Here is a 21609-nt window from a genome sequence, read left to right as displayed (position 1 = left end):
GGGGTTCGCGGCCCGAAGTCGGACAGAACTGCACACGGCACGCGTCCGAAGTCTTAGAGTAAGCAGGGGAACCGAACCGGTCAGAGGAACGTCCGAACTGGTCGGGAAGCGAGTGTCGCGAAGGGGATGACGAACGGTGCCTGTCTACGACCCGGATTCCATGGCCATTGCCGCCAGGAACGTGGAGAAGCTGAAGGACGAGTTCGAAAAGTCCAAGAAGCACCTCACCGGCGTTGACGACGAGCCGGAAAGCCCGTTCGGCACGATGGGCGGCTCCAAGGACGTGCACGGCGCGGTCGGCACGTTCAAACAGGGCGTGCACAGCGAGTTCGACGCGGCCGGGAAGCTGATGGAGGCGACCAGCTTCATCATCAAGAAGGCCGCGGGGCTGATCCAGGAGACCGATCAGGTCCACAAGACCGACCTGACCGTCCACGAAGACCGCTGAGCAGGCACGAGGGGGCAAGAGCATGGCGCTGATCGACTACCCGCCGAACTGGAACGGCGTGGTCGAAAAAGCACAGAAGGTCGACAAGATCAACCCGGACGCGATCAGCAAAGCCGGGCAGCAGTTCAGCGACGCCGCGAAGCAGGCGGGCGACCACAGTGCCGCGCTGAACAATTCCACGAAGTCGTTGGCAGGCGGGGTGTGGGAAGGTCCGGCTGCGGACTCTTTCGTCGAGTACGTCACGCAGATCACCAAAGCGGGCGACAAGGTGCAGGGGCATCTTGACGAGGTCGGCAAGGACCTCACCCAGCTGTCGAGCGACCTCGGCGGGATCAAGAGCAAGGTCACCGAGGCCTTCAACACCGCCAAGTCGAACATCGACAAACGCATCAAGGAAGAGTCGGACAAAGCGCAGAAGGCGCAGGCTGCCGAGGCGGCGTACGCCAACGACAAGTCGGACAAGAAGGGCCCGCCGCCCAGCCCGACGTCGGCGAAGATCATCTCCGACGCGAACGAGGCGAACCAGAAGGACGCGACCAATGCCGAGCAGACCATCGACCCGCTGCTGAAGCAGGCCGACGACATGGTCAAGAAGTCCCAAGACCTGATGAAAACCCAGATCGAGGGCGGCTATTCGAAGGTCCCGCTCCCCAACTCGGACGGCACCGTTCCGCAGAGCACCGGCGGTCTGCACACCGGACACGGCGGCGGAGGTGGCGGCGGGGGCGGTCACCACGGCGGCGGTGGCGGTGGTGCCAGCGGTGGCGGCGGCGGTCTTGGCCCGAGCGGCGGTCCGCCCTCCTCGCCTCCGCCTGGCAACGTTCAGCAGTGGATCCAGGAAGCGATCAAGGCACTGCAGGCCGCGGGCGTGAACGTGACCGACGCGGACATCAAGAACATCTGGGCGATCATCCAGCACGAGTCCGGCGGCAATCCGAACGCGATCAACAACTGGGACTCGAACGCCGCGGCCGGGCATCCGTCCAAGGGGCTGATGCAGTGCATCGACTCGACGTTCAACGCGCACAAGCTGCCCGGGCACGACAACATCTACAACCCGGTCGACAACATCATCGCCGGCGTGCGGTACTCGCTCGACCGGTACGGCTCGATGTCCAACGTCCCGGGCATCGCGGCGATGGCGCACGGCGGCGCGTACCGCGGTTACTGACGGCACACCCCGCACGCGGTTCCGCCGGTTAGCCTGGCCGCATGGTCGACATCGGTGCTTTCGGCGGGCCCGCGTTGCGGGCAGGCGTGCCTCCTTTCCACGTGATGGACGTGCTGTCCGCGGCGCAGGCCCGGCAGCGCAGCCACGGCGACCTGATTTCGCTGGCCGCCGGGCAGCCGTCCGTGCCCGCTCCGGCGGCGGTGCTGCGGGCGGCACAGGAAGCGCTGGGCAAGCACACCCTCGGCTACACCGAACAGCTCGGCATTCCTGAGCTGCGCGAAGCCGTCGCCGGGCATTACCGGCGCACCTACGACATCGACGTGTCCGCCTCCGACGTCGTCATGACCACCGGTTCGTCCGGCGGGTTCCTGCTGTCGTTCCTCAGCGCGTTCGATCCCGGCGCGCGGGTCGCGATGGCTCGTCCTGGCTACCCGGCGTACCGGAATCTGCTGAACGTCCTCGGCTGCGAGGTCGTCGAGTTCGCGACCACGGCCGAGACGAATTTCCAGCCGACCGTCGAGCAGCTCGACCGGCTCGGGCCGATCGACGGGCTCATCGTCGCGAGTCCCAGCAACCCCACCGGGACCGTGCTGCCGCCGGGCGAGCTGGCCGCGATCTCCGGCTGGTGCGCCTCGCACGGCGTGCAGTTGATCAGCGACGAGATCTACCACGGCATCTCGTACGGCAAGCAGCTCGATTGCGCCTGGCAGTACGGCCGGGAAGCGCTGGTCCTCGGCTCGTTCTCGAAGTACTTCGCGATGACCGGCTGGCGGCTCGGCTGGATGCTGGTGCCGCAGCGCCTGCACCGCGCGGTCGACGTCCTCACCGGCAACTTCACCATCTGCCCGCCCGCGGTTTCGCAGTACGCGGCCGTCGCGGCGTTCACGCCGGAGTCGTACGCCGAAGCGGACGCACACGTCGAGCACTACCGGCGCAACCGCGACCTGCTGTTCGCCGGGCTGCGCGAGATCGGTCTCGACAAGCTCGCCCCGGCTGACGGCGCGTTCTACGCCTACGCCGACGTCTCCGACCACACCACCGACAGCCTGAGCTGGTGCCAGCGCTTGCTCGCCGACACCGGCCTCGCGATCACCCCGGGAATCGACTTCGACCCGGTCGACGGCGGCCGCTACGTGCGGTTTTCCTTCGCGGGCGCGACCGAGGACGTGACCGAAGGGCTGCGCCGGCTCGGCGGCTGGCTGGGGTGAATCCGGTCAGGGGAACCCGGAGATGTCCCTGAACGTTGGGCCAGCGTAGAGAGTTTCCGTCGCACGGATGGCACGCTGGAGGGCACCGGGCCGACGTGGCGCGGAAACGGCATCGGAGGAGCCATGTTCTGGAAGATCGTCGGAGCGCTCGTCGTGGCCTGGATCGCCTTCATGGTGATCGGGTCCGTGATCGGCTTCCTGTTCAAGGCCGTGCTGTGGATCGGCATCATCGGCGGGGTGCTGTTCCTGGGCACAGCGGCTTACGGGGCGATCACCGGGAAGAAGCAGTCGAAGCGCATCAGCCGCTGACCGGCGCCGAACCATACTGAGCAGACGAGACGGCTCCCGCGCCGGGAAGGTGCGGGAGCCGTTCGCCGTTCAGGCCAGTGCGGCGCGGGCGGCCTCGGCGCCGTCCCACAGGTGTCCGCGGATTCCGACCGCGCGGGCGCCGTCGATGTTGACCTGGCGGTCGTCGAAGAACAGGCACTCGTCCGGTTGGGCACCCAGTTTGTCCAGCAGCAGCTGGAAAATCTCGGCGTCCGGCTTGGCGACCTTCACGTCGCCGGAGAACAGCGTGTGCTTGAACAGCTTCGACCACTCCTGCTCGCGCACCCAGACGCCGAACGCCGACGGCGCGTTCGAGAGCAGCGCGAGCGAGGCGCCGGCGTCGGACAGCGACTGCAGCAGGTCGAGCGATCCCGGCGCGAGCTGTCCCCAGCCCGCGACGTCGAGCGCGGTCAGCTCGGCCGACAGCGCGTCGTCCACCTTCGCGCCCAGCTGGTCGCCGATCGACGTCCAGTACTCCAGGTCAGGGCAGCCGCGGTCGTACGGATCGCGCACGCTCCAGTACACCGGCTCGAACGTCTCGAGCGAGACGCCCATCGCGGCGGCCAGCTTCGGCACCGCGGCGGTGCGGAGGCTGAGCACCTCGCCGTAGTCGAACACGATCCAGTTGGTCACCCGAGTCCCCCAGGGTTTCAGGCGCCGGCTTTGATCCGGCGCAGTGCTTCGGCGATGTCGGCGGACGACAGGTCGCGGTGCGTCACGAACCGGACCTTGCCCGCCATGGGCAGGGCCTGGATGCCGAGCGAGCCGAGCCAGTTCAGCGCGGTCGGCACGTCAGGCACCCCGGCCAGAACGATATTGGTGTCCGGCGCCGGCACGTCCCAGCCGTGTTCGGAGAGGCCGTCGGCCAGCCGTTTCGCGAACTCGTGCGTCTCGGCCAGCTCGTCGACGCGGTCCAGCGCGACCAGGCACGCCGCGGCGAGCACCCCGCCTTGACGCACGCCGCCGCCGAGCATCTGCCGCATCCGGCGGGCCTGCTCGACGAACTCGACGCTGCCCGCGACGACCGAGCCGACCGGCGCGCCGAGGCCCTTGCTGAAGCACGCCGACACCGAGTCCACGCCGACCGTCAGGGCGGCGGGCGGCACCTGCAACGCGACCGCCGCGTGCCAGATCCGCGCGCCGTCGAGGTGCACGGTGAGCCCGGCCTGCTTCGCGACCGACAGCAGTTGCGCGTGCTCGTCGGGCGGAGTGACCGCGCCGCCGGCCGCGTTGTGCGTGTTCTCCAGGCACAACAGCGTGGTGCGGAGCGTGAAGTACGGGCCGGGGTTGCCGATCGCCGCTTCGAGCGTTTCCGGCAGGCACCGGCCGGGGCCCGCGTCGTGTTCGAGGATGTCCGGCATGCCGCCGGCCAGCCAGGCGGCCGAGCCGAGTTCGTTGACGAGCACGTGCGCGCCGCGGGTGGCGAGGAACCGGTCGCCTCGTCGCAGGTGGACGCTCAGCGCGATGAGGTTCGCCATCGTCCCGCTCGGCGTCCACAGCGCCGCGGGCATCCCGAGCGTCTGCGCGGCCCGGCGTTCGAGTTCGGCGATGGTCGGGTCGGTGCCGATGACGTTGTCGTCGACCTCGGCCTCGGCCATGGCCGCGCGCATGATCGCGTCCGGGCGGGTGACGGTGTCGGAACGGAAGTCGATCAGCTGCCCAGTCATGGTCACAGTCCGATCACATCACACAGGTGGGCGCGGCATCAATGCGGCGGGGGGTGGAACGTTTCCGGCCGGACGTGCAACCGTGGACGCCCCCGGATCCGTCCCTTCACCGGACATGGCCAGAGCGGAGCTGCAAAGCGCGTGGACCAGCGCGACGAACAGGAGTTCGCGGAGTACTTCGCCGCGAGGAGGGACGCCGTGCGCCGGACTGCCTATTTGATGTGCGGGGATTGGCACAAAGCCGACGACCTCGCGCAGACGGCGTTCGTCGCGTTGCACCGGAGGTGGAAGAAGATCAGAGACCGCGCGGCGACCGACGCGTACGTGCGCAAGACGCTCGTGCGCGCGGTCATCGACGAATCCCGCCGTCCGTGGCGGCGGGAGCGGCAGACCGAGGTACTGCCCGAACCTGTCGACGACAGTCCCGGGCTCGCCGAACGCGTCGCGACTCGCGAGGACTTGCTCGCGGCGCTGAAGGAAGTGCCGCCGAAGCAACGGGCGGTGCTGGTGCTGCGGTTCTTCGACGGACTGGACGTCGGGGCCGCGGCGACGGCGCTGGGCTGCAGCGAAGGCAACGTGAAGAGCCAGACGGCGCGCGGGCTGGCGAATCTGCGCCAGGTGCTGGAACGGGAGGTGGAGACCAATGGATGAGCGGGAAGCCGAGACGTTGTTCTCCGCCGGTCCCGGCGAGGTGCCGCCTCCGACGTTCTCGGTGGACGACGTGGTGCGCCGTTCGAAGCGCGAGACGCTGCGCCGGCGCAACCGGATCACCGTCGGCGCGGCGGCCGTGGTCGTGGCCGCCGGGTTCGGCACCTGGGGAATTGTGGGTATTTCGAGCGAGAAGTCCGATTCCAGCGCGAATTCCGTAGCCGCGCCGGTGCAACCCGGTGGGTCGGCGGCGCGTCCTTTCAGCAATGGGGATGACTTCCCGGGTCAGCCGTCTCGGCAGGGAGCCGGCGAAACCGGGAGGACCGGCCCTCGGGTCGAAGGCACCTCCGGGTGCGGACGGGTGGACTGGGAGCTCGCCACTGCCCTCGCTGGCGAGCTCCCAGGCCACTTGAATGCCGCGCAGGCTTCCCCAGGCAGCGTTTGTACGACGTCGTCGCGCGGCGCCGGGTTCCCGCTTCCGGACGGGACGATCGGCGCGGCGGTGTTCGCTCGCGGCACTGCAGTGAACGTGCCCACGCAACCGGCCGGAGCCGTCACCGTGCGTCAGCAAACCGGCAGCGGCGGAACTCTCGTGCTGGTCAGCGTGCCGGGGACTTCCGGGCATCCGGCACCGTACGCAACCGACCTCGCGCGCTTCGCTGCTTCGCTGGCCGCCCGGTTCTGATCGGCGGCCACCGGAGCGGCTGGCAGAATAACCGGACATGACGGCAGCAGCCACCACTCCCAAGGGCGAGCGACGACGGGCCGCGCTCGTCGAAGCCGCCGCTGAGCTGCTGGTCGAGGGCGGCTTCGACGCCGTCCGGCACCGCGCGGTCGCCGAGCGGGCGGGCCTGCCGCTGGCGTCCACGACGTACTACTTCGACTCGCTGGAAGAGCTCGTCACCGCCGCGGTGGAGCACCACGGGCAGACCGAGCTGGCGAACGGGCGACGGCAGCTCGAGGACCTGACGACCCGGAACCGGGGCGTGCAGGCGACCGTGGAACTCGTGCTGGACATGCTGCTCGGCCCGCAGAGCGGCGATCCGGAAGCCGACGCCGAGGCGGTCCTGCTGCGCTACGAACGCCTGGTCGCGACCGGGCGGCGGCCGTATCTGCGCCCGTTGATGCGGACGCTGTCCCAGCAGCTCAACGAACTGCTGACGGAGATCTTGGCCCGTTCCGGGACGCCGGTGGCCAAGGACGAACTGGACCGGCTGGTCGCACTGGTCGACGGGGCCGTGGTCAACGCGCTGATCGCGGTCGACCCGGCTCCGCGCGCCGCGGCCGGGCGGATGCTGCGGACCGCGCTCGCTGAGACCGTCCACTGAGGACTGTTACTCCGGATAGGCCGCCGTGGCGCGGATTTCGATCAGCAGTCCCGGGCTGGCGAGTCCGCTGACGCCGATCATCGACCACGCCGGGTACGGCTCGGCGGTCACGAGGCGCTTCTTGGCTTCCAGGAAACCGGGCAGGTGCTGGTGGATGTCGACGTGGTAGCTCGTGATGTCGACCAGCGCGGAGAGGCCGAGTCCTTCCAGACGAAGGATTTCCTCGATCCGGCGGAGCGCGATCTCGGTCTGTTCCTCGATGGTTTCCGCGATCTCTCCGTCCGGGCGACGGCCGATCGTCCCCGCGATGAAGAGGTGGTTGCCCGCGCGGACGGCGGCTGAGTAGCCGAAGCGGCTGAAGGCTGAGGCCCCGGACGGGCCGAAAACCTCGGAGTCCTCGGGGATTTTGACGGCGTACATGGTGGATCCCTTTCTCAGATGCCCCAGCGCGACGTGCGCGAGGCGCGTTCCAGCCGGGTTTCGCCATCGGCCGCGCGTTCCCGCAAGAAATCAGCGGGGACGGACGGGACTGGCGCGTTCTTCGGATTCTTCGCGGCCTGCGCGACGATCGCGTCGGTGAGCGAGCGGACCATCTCGAGCCGCGGGTAAGCGGCGTGGATCGCCACGCCCTCCTCGTCGGTGACGGCCGAGAGGTACTCGGCGCCGACCGGGCCGCCGAAGTCGACGGAGACCCCGGCGCGGACGAGCACGCACAGCGGACCACGGCGTTCCGCGATGCCCGCGGTGGTGTGCAAGGCGATGGCTTGCCAGACCTCGTCGGCGTCCGCGGTGGAAATCCCTTGCTTTGCCAGGAAACCAGCCGCTCGGTCGGCGCCTTCGACCTCGAAGCGTTCCACGTGCGGACCGTCCGGTGCGACGCCGATGTCGTGCATCACGCACGCGGCGAACAGCAGGTCGTCGGCATAGCCGGACACCGCCAGCCGGTCGGCGACCAGCCGCGCGAACAGGTAGGAGCGGACGCTGTGGTTGAACACTGACTGCGATTCCACCGGGCGGACGACCTCGAGGACGGCGTCCGCCAGCGGAGTCGCGGGCAGCGCGACCACCGGGTCCGAAAGGAGTTCGGTCATGCCTTCAAGCCTGGACCGCACCGCTCTGACCTGGCGAGTGGCAAGTTTGCCGTACTTCGATAGAATCTTGCCATGACGGTGCATCGGGTCGCGGTGCTGGCGCTCGACGGGGTCCTCCCGCTGGACCTGGCGATTCCGGCGCAGGTGTTCCAGGTCCGGCCGCAAACGCACTACGAGATGTCACTGTGCGCGCTCGGCCCGACGGTCGCGACCAGCGCCGGGTTCGAACTGGCCGCGGAAGGCGGGATCGAGGAGCTGCGCGCGGCGGACACGGTGATCGTGCCGGGGTACGACCCGATCGGCGAGACGCCGGAAGCGGCGGTCGAGCTGCTGGCCAAGGCCCGCGATCGGGGACGGCGGGTGGTGTCCATCTGCACCGGTGCGTTCGCGCTGGCCGTCGCGGGAGTGCTGGACGGCCTGCACGCCACGACGCATTGGGAATATATCGACGAATTCGAGCGGGCATACCCTTCGGTCCAGGTCGACCGGGATGTGCTTTACGTCGACGAGGGCGACGTGCTCACCTCAGCGGGCGTGTGTTGCGGCATCGATCTGTGCCTGCACATCGTGCGCCGCGATTTGGGTGCGGCGGTCGCCAATCGGATCGCACGTGGTCTCGTCGCCGCTCCGCATCGCGAAGGCGGTCAGGCCCAGTACGTGCCCGCGCCGCTCGCGGACGCTGGCGACGCTTCGCTGTCCGCCACGCGCGAATGGGCGTTGCAGCGGCTGGACGAATCGCTCAGCATCCGCCTGCTCGCCCGGCACGCGGAGATGTCGCAGCGGACGTTCCTGCGCAGGTTCGCCGAGGAAACCGGGACCACGCCGTTGCAGTGGCTGCTCAACGCCCGGCTCGGCAAAGCGCGCGAACTGCTGGAAACCACGGACTATTCGGTGGACCGGGTCGCGCGGGACTGCGGTCTCGGCACTCCGGCCAACCTGCGGCTGCACTTCCGGCGGACCCTCGGGACCACGCCGACCGCCTACCGCCGCGCGTTCACTTCCTGACCCGACCGCTTCGCGTCGGCGGCGGATTTCACCAGCAGCTCCAGCATCGCGGTCTCCGCGCCGACCGGGTCGTGCGCGGCGATGGCGTCGAGCACCCGGCGGTGACTCGGTACCGGATCGTCGGTGGGACCGGCGCTGTGGACGAGTTTGTCCCGCTCCGCCAAGCCGATCGCGATGACGCGTTCGATCTGGAGCAGGAAGTTGTTGTGCGCGGCGGTCAACAGGCTGCGGTGGAACGCGAGATCCGCCTCGACGCTCGCTTCCGGATCCGGTGCTTCGACCATTGCGTCGAGAGCGGATTCAAGCGCGGCAAGGTCTTCGGCGGTCGCACGTTCGGCAGCCATCCGCGCCGCCGCGGGCTCGACCACGGCGCGGACCTCGGCCAATTCGTCCAGCAGGCCAGCGTTTCCGCGTGCGGTGGTTTGCCAGCGCATGACGTCGGCGTCGAGCAGCTGCCAGCTCTCGCGCGGTTGCACGTAGGTGCCGTGCTTCTGCCGCGCGCCGATCATTCCCTTTGCTGCCAATACCTTAAGCGCTTCCCGCAGTGCGGTGAGGCTGATGTCGAGCTCCTCGCGCAGCGCGGGAAGGTCCAGCACCATGCCCTCGGGCCATTCGCCGGACAGAATGCGCGCGGCGAGTGTTTCCACGGTCTGTCCGTGCAGGCCGCGAGGGCGTTGGTCGGTCACCGGAGCGGGAGTACGCACGTCGGGGAGCCGGTCGGATACTTCCGGACGTTTGCGTTTCCCAATTCCTTCAACGGGAAAGCGGAAACGACATCGTCCTTGAAGGCGGCGGTGTAGCAGGTTCCGTCCGCTACCGCGAAGTTCCACGGGAACGAACCGCACGGCTGATCGGCCGTCGCGCGCAGCGGGGTCCCGGCGAACGACGTGATGCATTCCGGGCCGCGATTCGACAGGTAGATCCCGGAGTCGAGCACTTCCAGGTGCGCCACCAGGGATTCGCCGCCGGCCGCCGTCGCCGGGGTCGCCGCGACGAACTCGAACGCTCCCGGCGAAGTCTCGCGCATCGTGATCAGCTCGCCGGACAATTCCCCGGCCACGTAAGCGATTCCGTCCGCGCCGCGCACGAGCTGTCGCGGTCCCGTGCCCGGAGGGAGCGACGAGACGGCCAGCGGAGTTAGTTTTCCTTCGGGAGACAACTTGTAGCTGCGGATTTCGTCGGTGCCCAGATCGACGGCGCTCACCACCGAACTGTCCGCCGACGACACGGCCATGTGGACGTGCGGACCTTCCTGCCGGTCGGCGCGCGGTCCGCTTCCGGTGTGCTGCACCAGGTCCGTGCGTCCGTCGATCCGGCCGTCCTCGCGCAGGGCGAACACCGCGAGGCTGCCGCCGCCGTAGTTGGCGCACAACAGAAACCGGCCGTCCGGCGTCACCGCGAGATGGCACGGGCTGGCCCCGCCGGATTCGACCACGTCGAGCGCGACTAGCCCGTCGGAGACCGAAACGGAGGTGATCTCGCCGTAGCTCGTCTCGTTGGTCGCGTACACCATCGGCAGCGCGGGATGCTGGGTCAGCCAGGTCGGCGACACCATCGGCAACGTCGAATCCGCGGTCAGTGCGTTGCCGGAGCGCCGGAAAACCGCGATTCCCGTGCCGTTCCCGCCGGTTTCGGCGGTACGGCAGCCGACGAGTACGACGTCGCTCACGAGCTCTCCCTCACCAGTGCGGCCACTCGGGCCCGGATGTCCTCAGCGGATCCACGGGTCAGCGCCGACCCGATCCCGCAGGCGACGGCGCCCGCGTCGAGCCAGCGTGGCACGTCCTCGGGAGCGATTCCACCCGTCGGCACGAGCGGGGCTTGCGGAAGCGCGGCGCGCACGTCCTTGATCCACTGCGGGCCGAGCGCGGACGCGGGGAAAACCTTTACGGCATCAGCACCTTCCTCCATCGCGCGCACGATTTCGGTGACCGAACCGGTGCCGGGCAGCGCCGCGACGCCGTACCGATGAGCGGTACGCAAGACCTCGGTGTGCAGCGACGGGGAGACGAGAAACCGGGCCCCTGCCCGGATCGCGGCCGTCGCGGACGACTCGTCGAGCACCGTGCCGGCCCCGATGGTGGCGTCCGGATAGGCGGTGCTCAGCTCCTCGATCGCGACGAGCGCGCCCGCGTTGGTGAGCGGGACTTCGACCGACTTCAACCCGGCGTCGAGCACTGCCCGCGCGGCGGCGACGGCCGAGGCGGCGTCCGCCGTCCGCACGATTCCGACGACGCCCTGACGCACCGCTTCGCGCGTGATCTCCCACCGGTATCCCATGGCGGCCAGCCTAGCAGGCAAATTATAAATTACTAATTATTCTTGACTGTGGCTCGAGCGCCCCGGCATGCTTGCGAACCATGCGCACCGCCGTGGTGACCGGCGCGGCGTCCGGAATCGGAGCCGCGACCGCCCGTCAGCTCGAAGCCGACGGCTACCGGGTGATCGGCGTCGACCTCGCTCCCGTGTCCGGCGGCGTGCGAGGCGACGTGACGGATGACGAGACGTGGCAACGAGTTCTCGATCTGGCGGGCGAAGTCGACGCCGTGGTCAGCAACGCGTACCTGCCGACTTTGGGCCCACTGCACGAAACCGACCGCGCGCAATGGCAACGGCAGCTCGACGTGAACCTCACCGCGTCGTACCTGGCCGTCCGGGCCTGCCTGCCCTCGCTGCGCTCTCGGCGCGGCTCGGTGGTGCTGGTTTCCTCGGTACACGCGCGATTCGGGCTTCCCGGACATCCGGCGTACGCGGCCAGCAAAGGCGCATTGGTGTCTCTGGCGCGGCAATTGGCGGTGGAGTACGCGCCGGAGGTCCGGGTGAATTCGGTGCTTCCCGGTCCGGTCGAGACCGAGGCCTGGGACCGGATCAGCGCGGAAGACCGCGAACGCAGCGCCCGCGCGACACCGGCCGGACGGCTGGGCGACCCGGCCGAAGTCGCCGCGGTGATCGCGTTCCTGCTCTCGCCCGCGGCTTCGTTCGTGACGGGGGCGGACCTGACCGTCGACGGCGGCTGGTCGGCCGCGAAAGATTCTGCTTAGGAGACAAGGTGCAGATCACCGGGATCGAAACGTTCCTCGTCGCGCCACGCTGGTTGTTCCTCAAGATCAGCACCGACGAGGGCATCGGCGGCTGGGGTGAACCGGTCGTGGAAGGCCGCGCCGGGACCGTTCGCGCGGCCGTGCACGAGCTGGCCGAGCTGCTCGTCGGGAAGGATCCGCTGCGCATCGAGGACCACTGGCAGGTGCTGCGCCGAGGCGGCTTCTACCGCGGCGGCCCGGTGCTCTCCAGCGCGCTGGCCGGGTTCGACCAGGCGCTGTGGGACATCGCGGGCAAGGCCCGGAACGCGCCGGTGCACGAGCTGCTCGGCGGTCCGGTGCGCGACCGCGTGCGGGTGTATTCGTGGGTCGGCGGCGACCGTCCGGCGGGGATCTTCGACGCGGTGTCCGCGCAGGTAGAGCGGGGTTTCACCGCGGTGAAGATGAACGTCGCCGGTCCGCTCGGGCCGATCGCCACGCCCGCCGAGGCTCAGGCGGCGCTGGCCCGCGCGAGGGAGGCCAGGGAGGCGCTCGGACCCGACCGGGACCTGGCGATCGACTTCCACGGCCGCGTCTCGCCCGCGATGGCGCGGCGGCTGGTGAAGATGCTCGAAGAAGTACAGCCGATGTTCGTCGAGGAGCCGGTGCTGCCGGAACTGCCCGCCGACGTGGTGGCGTCGGTGGTCGAGGCTTCGACGGTGCCGATCGCGCTCGGGGAACGGCTGTTCTCGCGCTGGGAGTTCAAACCGGTGCTGGACGCGGGCGTCGCCGTGGTGCAGCCGGACCCGTCGCACGCGGGCGGCATCTCGGAGCTGCGCCGGATCGCCGCGCTGGCCGAGGTGTACGGCGCGAACCTGGCCCCGCACTGCCCGCTCGGCCCGATCTCGCTGGCCGCCGCGATGCAGGTCGCGTTCGCGACGCCGAACTTCCTCATCCAGGAGCAAAGCCTCGGCATGCACTACCACGACGGCCACGAGCCGGTCGCCTATCTCGCCGACGACGCGCTGTTCCGCTTCGTCGACGGCTGCGCCGCACGCCCGACCGCCCCCGGGCTCGGCATCGAGGTGGACGAGGAAGCGGTCCGCCGCGCGGACGAGACCGGACACGCCTGGCGGTCGCCGGTGTGGCGGCTGCCCGACGGCAGCTTCACGGAGTGGTGAGGTGTCGGCGGTGTCGCTTCCGATCGCGTGCGCGTTCAGGAAGTCGCCGACACCGGCCGGTCGGCGTGGTGGCTGAGACCTCCGCGATACGCGAGCGGTGACGAGCAGGACGGGTTGGCGATGCCGGTGCAAGACCCGCGTCGACGGTTGCGCCACGCCCCCGGGCTCGGCATCGAGGTGGACGAGGCCGCGGTCCGCCGCGCGGACGAGACCGGACACGCCTGGCGGTCGCCGGTGTGGCGGCTGCCCGACGGCAGCTTCACGGAGTGGTGACCGCCCCGCTGACCTGCGCAGGTATCGTGGCCGCGTGACGGACAAGCCCCGCATTCCGAACGTGCTCGCCGCCCGCTACGCCTCGCCTGAGCTGGTGGCGCTCTGGTCGCCCGAACGCAAGGTCGTGCTCGAGCGGCGGCTGTGGCTCGCCGTGCTGCGGGCCCAGGCCGAACTGGGCGTCGAGGTGCCCGACGGCGTCCTCGACGACTACGAGCGCGTGGTCGAGCAGGTCGACCTCGACTCGATCGCCGCGCGCGAACGCGTCACCCGGCACGACGTGAAGGCCCGGATCGAGGAGTTCAACGCCCTCGCCGGGCACGAGCACGTGCACAAGGGCATGACCTCGCGCGACCTCACCGAGAACGTCGAGCAGCTGCAGCAGCTGCGGTCGCTGGAACTGGTCCGCGGCCGCGTCGCCGCGGTGCTGTCGCGGCTGGCCGCGCTGGCGGTCGAGCACTCCGACCTGGTGATGGCCGGCCGCTCGCACAACGTCGCCGCGCAGGCGACCACCCTCGGCAAGCGCTTCGCGACCGCCGCCGACGAGCTGCTCGTCGCGTTCTCCCGGCTGGACAACCTGATCGAGCGCTACCCGCTGCGCGGCATCAAGGGCCCGGTCGGCACCGCGCAGGACATGCTCGACCTGCTCGGCGACGAGTCCACTTTGGACCAGCTGGAATCCCGGATCGCCGAGCACCTCGGCTTCGGCAACCGGTTCGTCAGCGTCGGCCAGGTGTACCCGCGTTCGCTCGACTTCGACGTGCTGTCCACTGTGGTCCAGCTCGCCGCCGCGCCGTCCAGCCTCGCCAAGACGATCCGGCTGATGGCCGGGCACGAGCTGGTCACCGAGGGCTTCAAGCCTGGCCAGGTCGGGTCGTCGGCCATGCCGCACAAGATGAACACCCGCTCGTGCGAGCGCGTGAACGGGCTCGCCGTGGTGCTGCGCGGCTACCTGTCGATGATCGGCGAACTGGCAGGCGACCAGTGGAACGAGGGCGACGTCTCGGATTCCGTGGTGCGCCGCGTCGCGCTGCCGGACGCGTTCTTCGCGCTCGACGGCCTGCTCGAAACCTTCCTCACCGTGCTCGGCGAGTTCGGCGCGTTCCCGGCCGTGGTCGAGCGTGAGCTTGATCGCTATCTCCCGTTCCTCGCGACCACGAAGGTGCTTATGGCGTCGGTGCGCCGGGGCGTCGGGCGTGAGACGGCTCACGAGGCCATCAAGGAGAACGCCGTCGGGGTCGCCCTCGCGATGCGCGAACGCGGCGCGGAGAACGACCTCCTCGACCGTCTCGCAGCCGACGAACGCCTCCCGCTCGACCGCGCTGACCTGGACGAACTCCTCGCCGACCGGATCTCGTTCACCGGCGTGGCCCCGCGTCAGGTCGAAGAAGTCGCGGCGCGCGTCGAGGACGTGCTCAAGCGGTTCCCGGACGCCGCGGCGTACGCGCCGCAGCCGATTCTGTGAGTGCGCGCACGTCGTCCACGTGCTGAGACGGCATTACTCGATCGGGCGAAGCTTTTAGTCTTCGTGCCGAACCCGGAAGCGCCAGGCCGCCACCCCGCGGCCTGGCGCTTCTTGTCTGCGCACGCCGGATATTCAGGAAGAAGTCATGAGAAAGATCCTCAGCACGCTCGCCGTCGTAGTCGCCGCCACCGCGGGCCTCACGGCGTGCGGATCCTCGGACGCTTCCGGGGAAACCCTGCGCGTCGGCACCCTCACCGACGCCCCGCCCAGCATCTACCTCGAAAACGGCCAGTTCACCGGGTACGACAACGAACTGCTGCGGGACATCGCCAAGCGCGAGGGCTTCCAGGTCGAGTTCGTCGGCACCGAGTTCTCCGGCTTGCTCGCCAAGGTCGCCGGCGGCCAGCTCGACATCGGCAGCTCGACGATCTCCGCGACGGCCGCGCGCAAGAAGACGGTGGCGTTCAGCAACGGCTACGACACCAGCTACACCACCGTCGTCAGCAAGAAGGGCGCCGCGCTGCCCGCCGCGAACTCGTTCGCGGGCAAGCGGGTCGGCGTCGTGCAGGGTTCGGTGCAGGACGAGTTCGCGGGCAAGCTCGCCGGTGCGCAGGTGGTCCGGTTCCCGGACTACAACGCCGGTTTCGCGCAGCTGAAGACCGGCGGTCTCGACGGCTGGGTCGTGCCGAAGGACATCGGCCAGAAGTACATCGACCAGAACCCGGCGATTCCGCTCGAATTCGGCTACACCGTCGCGGACAAGGACACCCCGTCCGCCTTCGCGGTCGCCAAGTCGAACCCGGAGCTGCTGAAGAAGATCAACGACGGTCTCGCCAAGGCGATCGCCGACGGCACCGCGGCCCGGCTGCACGCGCAGTTCTTCAAGCAGGCTCCGGTCGCGAAGGAGCTGGAGAAGGGCGGCCCCGGCCTCCCGGTGGCGAACTCCTGATGCGCGGGCACACTGGTGGCATGAAGAAACTGATCGTCACCGCCTTCGCGGCGGCACTGGTCGCCGGTCTCACCGCGTGCGGTGGCGACGCGGGCGAGACCCTGCGAGTCGGCACGCTGAGCGATTCCCGGCCCAACGCCTACCAGGAGAACGGCCAATTCACCGGCTTCGACAACGAGCTGCTGAAGGATATCGCCTCGAAAGAAGGCCTGAAGCTGGAATTCGTAGCGACCGATTTCTCGGCGCTGCTCGGCAGCGTCGCGAACGGCCGGTTCGACATCGGCAGTTCGGCGATCGCGCAGACCGACGAGCGCAAGAAGACGGTGGCGTTCAGCGATCCGTACAACTACCAGTCGCTTGGCATCGAGGCGAAGGCGACCGCGGGCATCACCGAGGAGAACTCGTTGACTGGCAAGCGGATCGGCGTGGTGCAGGGCACGGTATCGGACACCTGGCTCGCCGCGAACGCGCCGAAGGCACAGGCGGTCCGGTTCCCGAACGACGCGGCGGCGCTGAGCGCACTGAAGTCGGCGGCGATCGACGGCGCGGTGTTCGACCAGGTGTCCGCGGAGGATTACGCGAGCAAGAACCCCGAACTGAAGGTCACGAAGGCGATCACGACCAGCATCCCGCACGGATACGCGGCGCGGAAGGGCAACACCGAGCTGCTGGGCAAGCTGAACGACGGCATCAAGAAGGCCGTCGCGGACGGCACCTGGGCGAAGGTGCACCAGCAGTTCGAGCCGAGCATTCCGGTTCCCGCGGATTTCAAGACGAAGTAGCCTGATGGATCAGTTTTTCGACACTTTCCTCAACTGGCAGTACATCTGGGAAGTTTTCCCGGACCTGCTCAAGACCGGCCTGCTGAACACCCTGATCCTGTCGGTGGCGGCGGCTATTATCGGGACCCTGCTCGGCATGGTGCTCGCGGTGATGGGCCTGTCCACCAAACGCTGGCTGCGCTGGCCCGCGCGGGTGTACACGGACATTTTCCGTGGCCTGCCCGCGATCCTGACGATCCTCGTGATCGGCCAGGGCGTCGGCCTGCTCGCTCGCGGCCTGGTGGGCAACAACCCGTACCCGCTGGGCATCGCCGCGCTGAGCCTGATCGCCGCCGCGTACATCGGCGAGATCTTCCGGGCGGGCATCCAGAGCGTCGACAAGGGACAGCTGGAGGCGAGCCGCGCGCTCGGCATGAGCTACACCAAGGCGATGCTGCTGGTGGTCATCCCGCAGGGGGTGCGGCGAGTGCTGCCCGCGCTGGTGAACCAGTTCATCGCGCTGGTGAAGGACTCGACCCTGGTGTACTTCCTCGGTTTCCTTACCTCGCAACGGGAACTGTTCCGTATCGGCCAGGACCTGGCGGCCAACACCGGCAACCTGTCGCCCCTGGTCGCGGCGGGCGTGGTCTACCTGGTGATCACGGTTCCGTTGACGCACCTGGTGAACTACATCGACAAGCGGCTGCAGACCGGTCGAAAGGTGACCACGGAGACCAAGGAAATGATCGCGGGCGGGACGGTATGAGTACAGCGATTCGTTCGTCCTCGGTGGAACTGAAGGACATCCACGTCCGATTCGGGACGCTGGAAGTCCTGCGCGGGGTGAACCTGAATGTGCCGAGCGGCAGCACCACGTGCGTCATCGGCCCGTCCGGTTCTGGGAAATCGACTCTGCTGCGCTGTGTGAACCGCTTGCAGGAGCCGGACAGCGGCGACCTGCTGCTGGACGGGGAAAGCGTCATCTCCTCGGATCCGGACGCGCTGCGCCAGCGCGTGGGGATGGTGTTCCAGCACTTCAACCTGTTCGGACATCGTTCGGTGCTGGACAACATCGTGCTCCCCCTGCGCAGCGTACGCGGTCTGTCCAAAGAGGACGCCGTGGAAGTCGCCCGAGCGCGGCTGGCGGAAGTCGGACTCGCGGACAAAGCCCCGTACCGCCCGGCCGCGTTGTCCGGAGGCCAGCAACAGCGGGTGGCGATCGCCCGTGCGCTGGCGATGGAACCGGAAGTGATGCTCTTCGACGAGGCGACGAGTGCGCTGGACCCGGAGTTGGTGAAGGGCGTCCTGGACCTGATGGCTGGGCTGGCTTCGCGGGGCCTCACGCTGATCGTGGTGACGCACGAGATGGGCTTCGCCCGCAGCGTGGCCGACGAGGTCGCGTTCATGGACGCTGGGCGGATCGTGGAGCAGGGGACGCCGCAGCAGATGTTCGAGGCACCGGCTAGTCCTCGGTTGCAGCAGTTCTTGTCGCAGGTGTTGTAAGTCGCCGAGCCTGCCGCGCGGTGCCGAAGTACGTGAGGGGAACCCTGAGGGAATCAGATTCCCTCAGGGTTCCCCTCACGCACCTTCGCCAGAGCGGAGTCGCACAACCCGTCTCGCGGATGGCTGCGACGCCCACTCCCCTTCGGACGAACAGGTACCGTGAACCTCATGGGGACGATCTCGCGGCTCACGTATTACCCGGTCAAAGGCTGTGCCGGCACGACCGTCCAGACCGCCGACGTGACCCCGGCCGGTCTCGCGCACGACCGCGAGTTCATCGTCACCGCGGCCGACGGCGACTTCCGCAGCCAGCGCCGCTTCCCCGTCATGGCCGCCATCCGGCCGCGCCTCCTGGACGGCGGTGCTCGCCTCGCCCTGTCCGCGCCCGGCGTCGAGGACCTGACCATCGAGGTCCAGAAGGACGGCCGACGGCACCCCGCGGCCACCTTCAACTGGACCGGCGAGGGCGTCCACCAGGGCGCCGACGCCGCGGAGTGGTTCTCCACCGTCGTGGGTCAGCCGTCCGTGCTGCTCGGCGTCACCCCGGAGCATGACCGCGTCACGAGCGGTGAGACCCCCGGCACTGCGCGGTTCGCCGACGGGCACGCGGTCCTCGTGATCTCCGAGTCCTCTTTGGACCACCTGAACGAACGAATCGCCGAGCGCGGCGCCGAACCCGTGCCGATGGACCGCTTCCGGCCGAACCTCGTGATCCGCGGCTGGGCGGAACCGCACGCCGAGGACTCCGTCCGGCGGATGGAAGCCGGCGGGGCCGAGTTCGCCTACGCGAAGCTGTGCGTGCGCTGCGCGGTGCCGATGGTCGATCAGGAAACCGGCAAGCGCTCCGGTCCGGAGCCGATCCGCTCGCTGGCGGCGTACCACCGCGACCCGGACGGCGGCGTCCTCTTCGGCATGAAGGCGGCGGTGACCCGGCCCGGTCAGCTGGCGGTCGGCGACGCGGTGATGGTGCATTCCTCGGTCGGCCCGATCCGCAGCACCGAAGCCGCCGAACCGCCGTTGACCGCGACGGCCAGCTTGCCCGCCGAGTCGGTGTAGACGAGGTTCGCGCCGCGCGGCACGTCGGCGAAGGTCCGGCCGATCGTGGCGGACACCGCGACGTGCTCGCTGTGCACTGTCACCTCACCGGTCAAGCCGGTTAGTTCGAGGTCGGCGGGGGCGGCGGCGAGCTGGACGTTGCCGAAGTGGTCGACGGTCAGCACGTCCGACACGAGCTTGCCGGGAAACGCCGCGATCAGCGGCTCTGGCAGGCGCACCAGGTCGCGGATGGCGGGCCCGAAAGAGCCGGGGTGTGCACCGAGAGCGAGCTTCGCCGCGACGGGAGCGAAGATGTCTCGGCCGTGAAAGGTCGCGGACGTCGGCGTGCGCACGTCGATCACGTACGCCGCGTACACGCCGCCTAGCGCCTCTGCGGCAGGTAGAAGCAGACCGTTGTCCGGGCCGACGAGGATGCCGTGCGTCGCGACCACCACGATGCCGCGGCGCTCAGTGCCGACGCCTGGGTCGACGACAGCGAGGTGTACGGCCTTAGGCAGCGACGGCACGGTCTGCGCGAGCACTGCCGCGCCTGAGCGCACCTGCTGCGGCGGGACGAGGTGCGTCACGTCGAGAACGCGTACGTCGGGCGCGATGCCCGCGATGACCCCGTGGCAGGCGGCCACGAAGCCGTCGTGCAGCCCGTAGTCGGAGGTGAACGAAATCCAGCGGTAGGCCATGACCTGCATCATCCTCGCTGTAGCGGTGCTCGGGTTAGGGTGCAGCAGTGACGACGCTCGCCGATTACCCGAAGATCGCCGCCGGAAAAGTCCGGGACCTGTACGCGGTCGGGGACGACCACCTGCTGCTGGTCACCTCGGACCGCATCTCCGCTTACGACTTCATCCTGGACACGCCCATCCCCGACAAGGGCCGCGTGCTCACGGCGATGAGCGTGTTCTGGTTCGAGCAGCTGTCGGACCTGGTCCCGAACCACCTTGTCGCGTACGACGACCCGCGCATCCCTGCCGAGGTACGCGGGCGCGCGCTGCTCGTACGCCGTCTCGACATGCTTCCGGTCGAAGCTGTCGCGCGCGGGTACCTCACGGGGTCCGGGTACTCGGACTATCAGCGTACGGGCGCAGTGTGCGGCGTAGAGCTGCCTGAAGGGCTCGTGGAGGCATCGAAGCTGCCGTCGCCGATCTTCACGCCCGCGACGAAGGCGGCGTTCGGCGAGCACGACGAGAACGTTTCGTTCGACGCAGTGGTCGCGACTATCGGCGCGAAGCGCGCGGAGGAGCTACGCGAGGCGACGCTCGCGGTGTACCGCCGTGGCGCGGAAGTGGCGGCGAAGCGCGGAATCCTGCTGGCGGACACGAAGTTCGAGTTCGGAGTGGACGAGACGGGCGCGCTGGTGCTGGCGGACGAAGTGCTGACGCCGGATTCGTCGCGGTACTGGCCGGCGGAGGGGTACGAGCCGGGAAGGGTGCAGCCGTCGTTCGACAAGCAGTACGTGCGCAATTGGCTGACGGGGCCGGAGTCGGGTTGGGAGAGGGCGTCGAACGTACAGCCGCCGCCGTTGCCGAGTGAAGTGGTGGAGGCGACGAGGGGAAGGTACGTGGAGGTGTACGAGAGGCTGACGGGGTTGTCGCTGGAGGACTGGCTGTAGGCCGAGGAAGCAGCAGAGGGCCCAGGGAGAGAACCCCGAAAACTGTCGGCACCCCCTGACACACTGCAACCATGACCACACCGTACGCAACACCGCGCGCGAGGGCATTGGGCCTGGAGTTACGCGCGGCGCGGGAGAGAAGAAGACTGGGTGTAAGAGAGTTGGCCCGGTTGCTGGGGATGACGCCTGGTTTCGTGACGAACTGGGAAAGAGGACTGCGGCTGCCGAAGCCGGAGGACATCGGAGCGGTACTGGCGCACTGCAGGGTGATCGGGCCGGATCGCAGGCGAATAGTGGAGATGGCGCGAGGAGCGCGAGAGCAGGACTGGATAGACGGCGGCGGAGAAGAGCCGTACCTGGAATGGGAACGCACGGCGGAGGCAGTGTTCGGCTGGGAGCCGGAAGTGGTGCCGCCGCTGTTGCAGACGAGCGGGTACGCACGAGCGCTGTTGTCGAGCACTGCGGGCGTTGCGGCGGACGAAGTGGACGCGCGCGTAGCCGAGAGACTGTCGCGGCGCGCGGTGCTCGATTCGGGCGCGCGGTGTGTGCTGGTGCTGGGGGAAAGGGCGCTGCACAAGAGGATCGGCGACGCGGACGCGATGGCGGAGCAGCTGTGGCATCTGCGCGAGCGGTTGGCGGAAGGCAAGGCCGAGGTGCGAGTTGTCCCGGCGGGCCGCCGTCCCGATCTGGGCAGGGCGTTCACGATTTTCGATTTCGCGGACCTGCCCTCGATCGTCCACGAGCGGTTGCTGCGGGAGAGCGCCAGCAGCTCGAGTCCGGCGCGGGTGGCGAAATACCGCGAGGTGGCGGAAACGCTGCTGGAGCTGGCCCTGCCGAAACCCGAGACGGATGCCCTGCTGGAGTCGGCGCTACGGAAATTGTCGGTGCCGTAGGGCAGAGTGGGTGCC

General features: G+C 68.9%; 27 protein-coding genes. 19 read left to right on the top strand and 8 right to left on the bottom strand.

Annotation, left to right across the window (positions count from 1 at the left end):
- Positions 1 to 136: 136 nt before the first annotated feature.
- From EIZ45_RS06195 to EIZ45_RS06180, 4 genes are all read left to right on the top strand, one after another.
- Entirely contained in the window at positions 137 to 448 is a 312-nt protein-coding gene (locus EIZ45_RS06195; protein WP_037808762.1) for a hypothetical protein, read from the top strand.
- A 22-nt stretch (positions 449 to 470) separates the two neighbouring features.
- A complete protein-coding gene (locus EIZ45_RS06190; protein ID WP_134670282.1) occupies positions 471 to 1619 on the top strand; it encodes a transglycosylase SLT domain-containing protein in 1149 nt (382 codons plus the stop codon).
- Positions 1620 to 1660: 41 nt separating this feature from the next.
- A complete protein-coding gene (locus EIZ45_RS06185; protein WP_037808760.1) occupies positions 1661 to 2827 on the top strand; it encodes a pyridoxal phosphate-dependent aminotransferase in 1167 nt (388 codons plus the stop codon).
- 123 nt (positions 2828 to 2950) lie between these two features.
- Positions 2951 to 3136 (top strand): hypothetical protein, encoded by a 186-nt coding sequence (locus EIZ45_RS06180; RefSeq protein WP_043834731.1) that lies wholly within the window; start codon positions 2951 to 2953, stop codon positions 3134 to 3136.
- Between the two features lie 69 nt (positions 3137 to 3205).
- Here the strand turns inward: EIZ45_RS06180 and EIZ45_RS06175 are convergent, their stop codons facing one another.
- Both EIZ45_RS06175 and EIZ45_RS06170 read right to left on the bottom strand, forming a co-directional pair.
- Entirely contained in the window at positions 3206 to 3787 is a 582-nt protein-coding gene (locus EIZ45_RS06175) for an HAD family phosphatase (protein WP_134670280.1), read from the bottom strand.
- 17 nt (positions 3788 to 3804) lie between these two features.
- Positions 3805 to 4821, bottom strand: coding sequence for a low specificity L-threonine aldolase (locus tag EIZ45_RS06170; protein ID WP_043834727.1), 1017 nt, complete (start codon positions 4819 to 4821; stop codon positions 3805 to 3807).
- Positions 4822 to 4962: 141 nt separating this feature from the next.
- Here EIZ45_RS06170 and EIZ45_RS06165 point away from each other — a divergent pair, with 141 nt between their 5' ends.
- Genes EIZ45_RS06165 through EIZ45_RS06155 form a run of 3 tightly spaced genes read left to right on the top strand, consistent with a single transcriptional unit; the run spans position 4963 to position 6797 of the window.
- Positions 4963 to 5472, top strand: a complete 510-nt coding sequence (locus EIZ45_RS06165; protein ID WP_037808752.1) for a SigE family RNA polymerase sigma factor — start codon at positions 4963 to 4965, stop codon at positions 5470 to 5472.
- The gene (locus tag EIZ45_RS06160; protein ID WP_134670278.1) at positions 5465 to 6154 is read left to right on the top strand and encodes a hypothetical protein; all 690 of its coding nucleotides are present in this window, start codon (positions 5465 to 5467) and stop codon (positions 6152 to 6154) included. Before EIZ45_RS06165 ends, EIZ45_RS06160 begins: the two co-directional genes overlap by 8 nt.
- A 37-nt stretch (positions 6155 to 6191) precedes the next feature.
- Positions 6192 to 6797: a TetR/AcrR family transcriptional regulator gene (locus EIZ45_RS06155; protein WP_134670276.1), complete on the top strand. Its 606-nt coding sequence runs from the start codon at positions 6192 to 6194 to the stop codon at positions 6795 to 6797.
- 6 nt (positions 6798 to 6803) lie between these two features.
- On the opposite strand, the gene EIZ45_RS06150 is transcribed toward EIZ45_RS06155, so the two are convergent.
- Both EIZ45_RS06150 and EIZ45_RS06145 read right to left on the bottom strand, forming a co-directional pair.
- Positions 6804 to 7217: a RidA family protein gene (locus EIZ45_RS06150; protein WP_134670274.1), complete on the bottom strand. Its 414-nt coding sequence runs from the start codon at positions 7215 to 7217 to the stop codon at positions 6804 to 6806.
- A gap of 14 nt (positions 7218 to 7231) precedes the next feature.
- On the bottom strand, positions 7232 to 7888 hold the full coding sequence (locus EIZ45_RS06145; protein ID WP_043834719.1) for an HD domain-containing protein: 657 nt from the start codon (positions 7886 to 7888) through the stop codon (positions 7232 to 7234).
- A gap of 72 nt (positions 7889 to 7960) precedes the next feature.
- Here EIZ45_RS06145 and EIZ45_RS06140 point away from each other — a divergent pair, with 72 nt between their 5' ends.
- Positions 7961 to 8893, top strand: coding sequence for a GlxA family transcriptional regulator (locus EIZ45_RS06140; RefSeq protein WP_134670270.1), 933 nt, complete (start codon positions 7961 to 7963; stop codon positions 8891 to 8893).
- Here the strand turns inward: EIZ45_RS06140 and EIZ45_RS06135 are convergent.
- From EIZ45_RS06135 to EIZ45_RS06125, 3 genes are read right to left on the bottom strand one after another with little or no spacing between them, the layout of a single operon-like run.
- Positions 8869 to 9579 carry a FadR/GntR family transcriptional regulator gene (locus EIZ45_RS06135; RefSeq protein WP_134670268.1) on the bottom strand — a complete coding sequence of 237 codons (711 nt, stop codon included), beginning with the start codon at positions 9577 to 9579 and terminating at the stop codon, positions 8869 to 8871. The genes EIZ45_RS06140 and EIZ45_RS06135 overlap by 25 nt on opposite strands.
- Positions 9576 to 10562, bottom strand: a complete 987-nt coding sequence (locus tag EIZ45_RS06130; RefSeq protein WP_134670266.1) for a beta-propeller fold lactonase family protein — start codon at positions 10560 to 10562, stop codon at positions 9576 to 9578. The genes EIZ45_RS06135 and EIZ45_RS06130 overlap by 4 nt, the downstream gene beginning before the upstream one ends.
- On the bottom strand, positions 10559 to 11173 hold the full coding sequence (locus EIZ45_RS06125) for a bifunctional 4-hydroxy-2-oxoglutarate aldolase/2-dehydro-3-deoxy-phosphogluconate aldolase (protein WP_134670264.1): 615 nt from the start codon (positions 11171 to 11173) through the stop codon (positions 10559 to 10561). The genes EIZ45_RS06130 and EIZ45_RS06125 overlap by 4 nt, the downstream gene beginning before the upstream one ends.
- Before the next feature lie 80 nt (positions 11174 to 11253).
- Between EIZ45_RS06125 and EIZ45_RS06120 the strand changes: the two genes are divergently transcribed.
- From EIZ45_RS06120 to EIZ45_RS06080, 9 genes are all read left to right on the top strand, one after another.
- Positions 11254 to 11934: an SDR family NAD(P)-dependent oxidoreductase gene (locus EIZ45_RS06120; RefSeq protein WP_134670262.1), complete on the top strand. Its 681-nt coding sequence runs from the start codon at positions 11254 to 11256 to the stop codon at positions 11932 to 11934.
- Positions 11935 to 11942: 8 nt separating this feature from the next.
- Positions 11943 to 13091 carry a galactonate dehydratase gene (dgoD, locus tag EIZ45_RS06115; RefSeq protein WP_134736031.1) on the top strand — a complete coding sequence of 383 codons (1149 nt, stop codon included), beginning with the start codon at positions 11943 to 11945 and terminating at the stop codon, positions 13089 to 13091.
- 27 nt (positions 13092 to 13118) lie between these two features.
- Positions 13119 to 13364 carry a hypothetical protein gene (locus EIZ45_RS46715; protein ID WP_134736030.1) on the top strand — a complete coding sequence of 82 codons (246 nt, stop codon included), beginning with the start codon at positions 13119 to 13121 and terminating at the stop codon, positions 13362 to 13364.
- Positions 13365 to 13398: 34 nt separating this feature from the next.
- On the top strand, positions 13399 to 14826 hold the full coding sequence (purB, locus tag EIZ45_RS06105) for an adenylosuccinate lyase (RefSeq protein ID WP_043834707.1): 1428 nt from the start codon (positions 13399 to 13401) through the stop codon (positions 14824 to 14826).
- Positions 14827 to 14971: 145 nt separating this feature from the next.
- Positions 14972 to 15775 (top strand): ABC transporter substrate-binding protein, encoded by an 804-nt coding sequence (locus EIZ45_RS06100; RefSeq protein WP_134662151.1) that lies wholly within the window; start codon positions 14972 to 14974, stop codon positions 15773 to 15775.
- 20 nt (positions 15776 to 15795) lie between these two features.
- Entirely contained in the window at positions 15796 to 16557 is a 762-nt protein-coding gene (locus EIZ45_RS06095; RefSeq protein ID WP_134662150.1) for an ABC transporter substrate-binding protein, read from the top strand.
- A gap of 4 nt (positions 16558 to 16561) precedes the next feature.
- Complete coding sequence (locus EIZ45_RS06090) at positions 16562 to 17302, top strand: amino acid ABC transporter permease (protein ID WP_037808725.1); 741 nt, start codon at positions 16562 to 16564, stop codon at positions 17300 to 17302.
- Positions 17299 to 18039 carry an amino acid ABC transporter ATP-binding protein gene (locus EIZ45_RS06085; RefSeq protein WP_134662149.1) on the top strand — a complete coding sequence of 247 codons (741 nt, stop codon included), beginning with the start codon at positions 17299 to 17301 and terminating at the stop codon, positions 18037 to 18039. The genes EIZ45_RS06090 and EIZ45_RS06085 overlap by 4 nt, the downstream gene beginning before the upstream one ends.
- 168 nt (positions 18040 to 18207) lie before the next feature.
- The gene (locus tag EIZ45_RS06080; RefSeq protein ID WP_167756348.1) at positions 18208 to 19095 is read left to right on the top strand and encodes an MOSC domain-containing protein; all 888 of its coding nucleotides are present in this window, start codon (positions 18208 to 18210) and stop codon (positions 19093 to 19095) included.
- Here the strand turns inward: EIZ45_RS06080 and EIZ45_RS06075 are convergent.
- Positions 18978 to 19772 carry an S-adenosyl-l-methionine hydroxide adenosyltransferase family protein gene (locus tag EIZ45_RS06075; RefSeq protein ID WP_081684958.1) on the bottom strand — a complete coding sequence of 265 codons (795 nt, stop codon included), beginning with the start codon at positions 19770 to 19772 and terminating at the stop codon, positions 18978 to 18980. The genes EIZ45_RS06080 and EIZ45_RS06075 overlap by 118 nt on opposite strands.
- Before the next feature lie 47 nt (positions 19773 to 19819).
- On the opposite strand from EIZ45_RS06075, the gene EIZ45_RS06070 reads away from it, so the two are divergent.
- Together EIZ45_RS06070 and EIZ45_RS06065 are read left to right on the top strand one after the other, a co-directional pair.
- On the top strand, positions 19820 to 20701 hold the full coding sequence (locus EIZ45_RS06070) for a phosphoribosylaminoimidazolesuccinocarboxamide synthase (RefSeq protein ID WP_134662147.1): 882 nt from the start codon (positions 19820 to 19822) through the stop codon (positions 20699 to 20701).
- A gap of 71 nt (positions 20702 to 20772) precedes the next feature.
- Entirely contained in the window at positions 20773 to 21594 is an 822-nt protein-coding gene (locus EIZ45_RS06065) for a helix-turn-helix transcriptional regulator (RefSeq protein WP_134662146.1), read from the top strand.
- Positions 21595 to 21609: the final 15 nt, after the last annotated feature.

The sequence above is a fragment of the Amycolatopsis sp. CFH S0740 genome (assembly GCF_004522315.1).
Taxonomy (GTDB): Bacteria; Actinomycetota; Actinomycetes; order Mycobacteriales; family Pseudonocardiaceae; genus Amycolatopsis; species Amycolatopsis nivea.
The sequence above is the reverse complement of the archived record's forward strand: the minus strand, read 5'-3'. Positions and strand labels throughout refer to the sequence as shown.

Excerpts from the sequence above, each read along its gene's own strand:
- EIZ45_RS06190 (WP_134670282.1), top strand. The coding sequence starts at position 471 with ATGGCGCTGATCGACTACCCGCCGAACTGGAACGGCGTGGTCGAAAAA.
- EIZ45_RS06185 (WP_037808760.1), top strand. The coding sequence starts at position 1,661 with ATGGTCGACATCGGTGCTTTCGGCGGGCCCGCGTTGCGGGCAGGCGTG.
- EIZ45_RS06180 (WP_043834731.1), top strand. The coding sequence starts at position 2,951 with ATGTTCTGGAAGATCGTCGGAGCGCTCGTCGTGGCCTGGATCGCCTTC.
- EIZ45_RS06170 (WP_043834727.1), bottom strand. The coding sequence starts at position 4,821 with ATGACTGGGCAGCTGATCGACTTCCGTTCCGACACCGTCACCCGCCCG.
- EIZ45_RS06160 (WP_134670278.1), top strand. The coding sequence starts at position 5,465 with ATGGATGAGCGGGAAGCCGAGACGTTGTTCTCCGCCGGTCCCGGCGAG.
- EIZ45_RS06155 (WP_134670276.1), top strand. The coding sequence starts at position 6,192 with ATGACGGCAGCAGCCACCACTCCCAAGGGCGAGCGACGACGGGCCGCG.
- EIZ45_RS06150 (WP_134670274.1), bottom strand. The coding sequence starts at position 7,217 with ATGTACGCCGTCAAAATCCCCGAGGACTCCGAGGTTTTCGGCCCGTCC.
- EIZ45_RS06145 (WP_043834719.1), bottom strand. The coding sequence starts at position 7,888 with ATGACCGAACTCCTTTCGGACCCGGTGGTCGCGCTGCCCGCGACTCCG.
- EIZ45_RS06140 (WP_134670270.1), top strand. The coding sequence starts at position 7,961 with ATGACGGTGCATCGGGTCGCGGTGCTGGCGCTCGACGGGGTCCTCCCG.
- EIZ45_RS06125 (WP_134670264.1), bottom strand. The coding sequence starts at position 11,173 with ATGGGATACCGGTGGGAGATCACGCGCGAAGCGGTGCGTCAGGGCGTC.
- EIZ45_RS06120 (WP_134670262.1), top strand. The coding sequence starts at position 11,254 with ATGCGCACCGCCGTGGTGACCGGCGCGGCGTCCGGAATCGGAGCCGCG.
- EIZ45_RS06100 (WP_134662151.1), top strand. The coding sequence starts at position 14,972 with ATGAGAAAGATCCTCAGCACGCTCGCCGTCGTAGTCGCCGCCACCGCG.
- EIZ45_RS06095 (WP_134662150.1), top strand. The coding sequence starts at position 15,796 with ATGAAGAAACTGATCGTCACCGCCTTCGCGGCGGCACTGGTCGCCGGT.
- EIZ45_RS06090 (WP_037808725.1), top strand. The coding sequence starts at position 16,562 with ATGGATCAGTTTTTCGACACTTTCCTCAACTGGCAGTACATCTGGGAA.
- EIZ45_RS06085 (WP_134662149.1), top strand. The coding sequence starts at position 17,299 with ATGAGTACAGCGATTCGTTCGTCCTCGGTGGAACTGAAGGACATCCAC.
- EIZ45_RS06080 (WP_167756348.1), top strand. The coding sequence starts at position 18,208 with ATGGGGACGATCTCGCGGCTCACGTATTACCCGGTCAAAGGCTGTGCC.
- EIZ45_RS06075 (WP_081684958.1), bottom strand. The coding sequence starts at position 19,772 with ATGGCCTACCGCTGGATTTCGTTCACCTCCGACTACGGGCTGCACGAC.
- EIZ45_RS06065 (WP_134662146.1), top strand. The coding sequence starts at position 20,773 with ATGACCACACCGTACGCAACACCGCGCGCGAGGGCATTGGGCCTGGAG.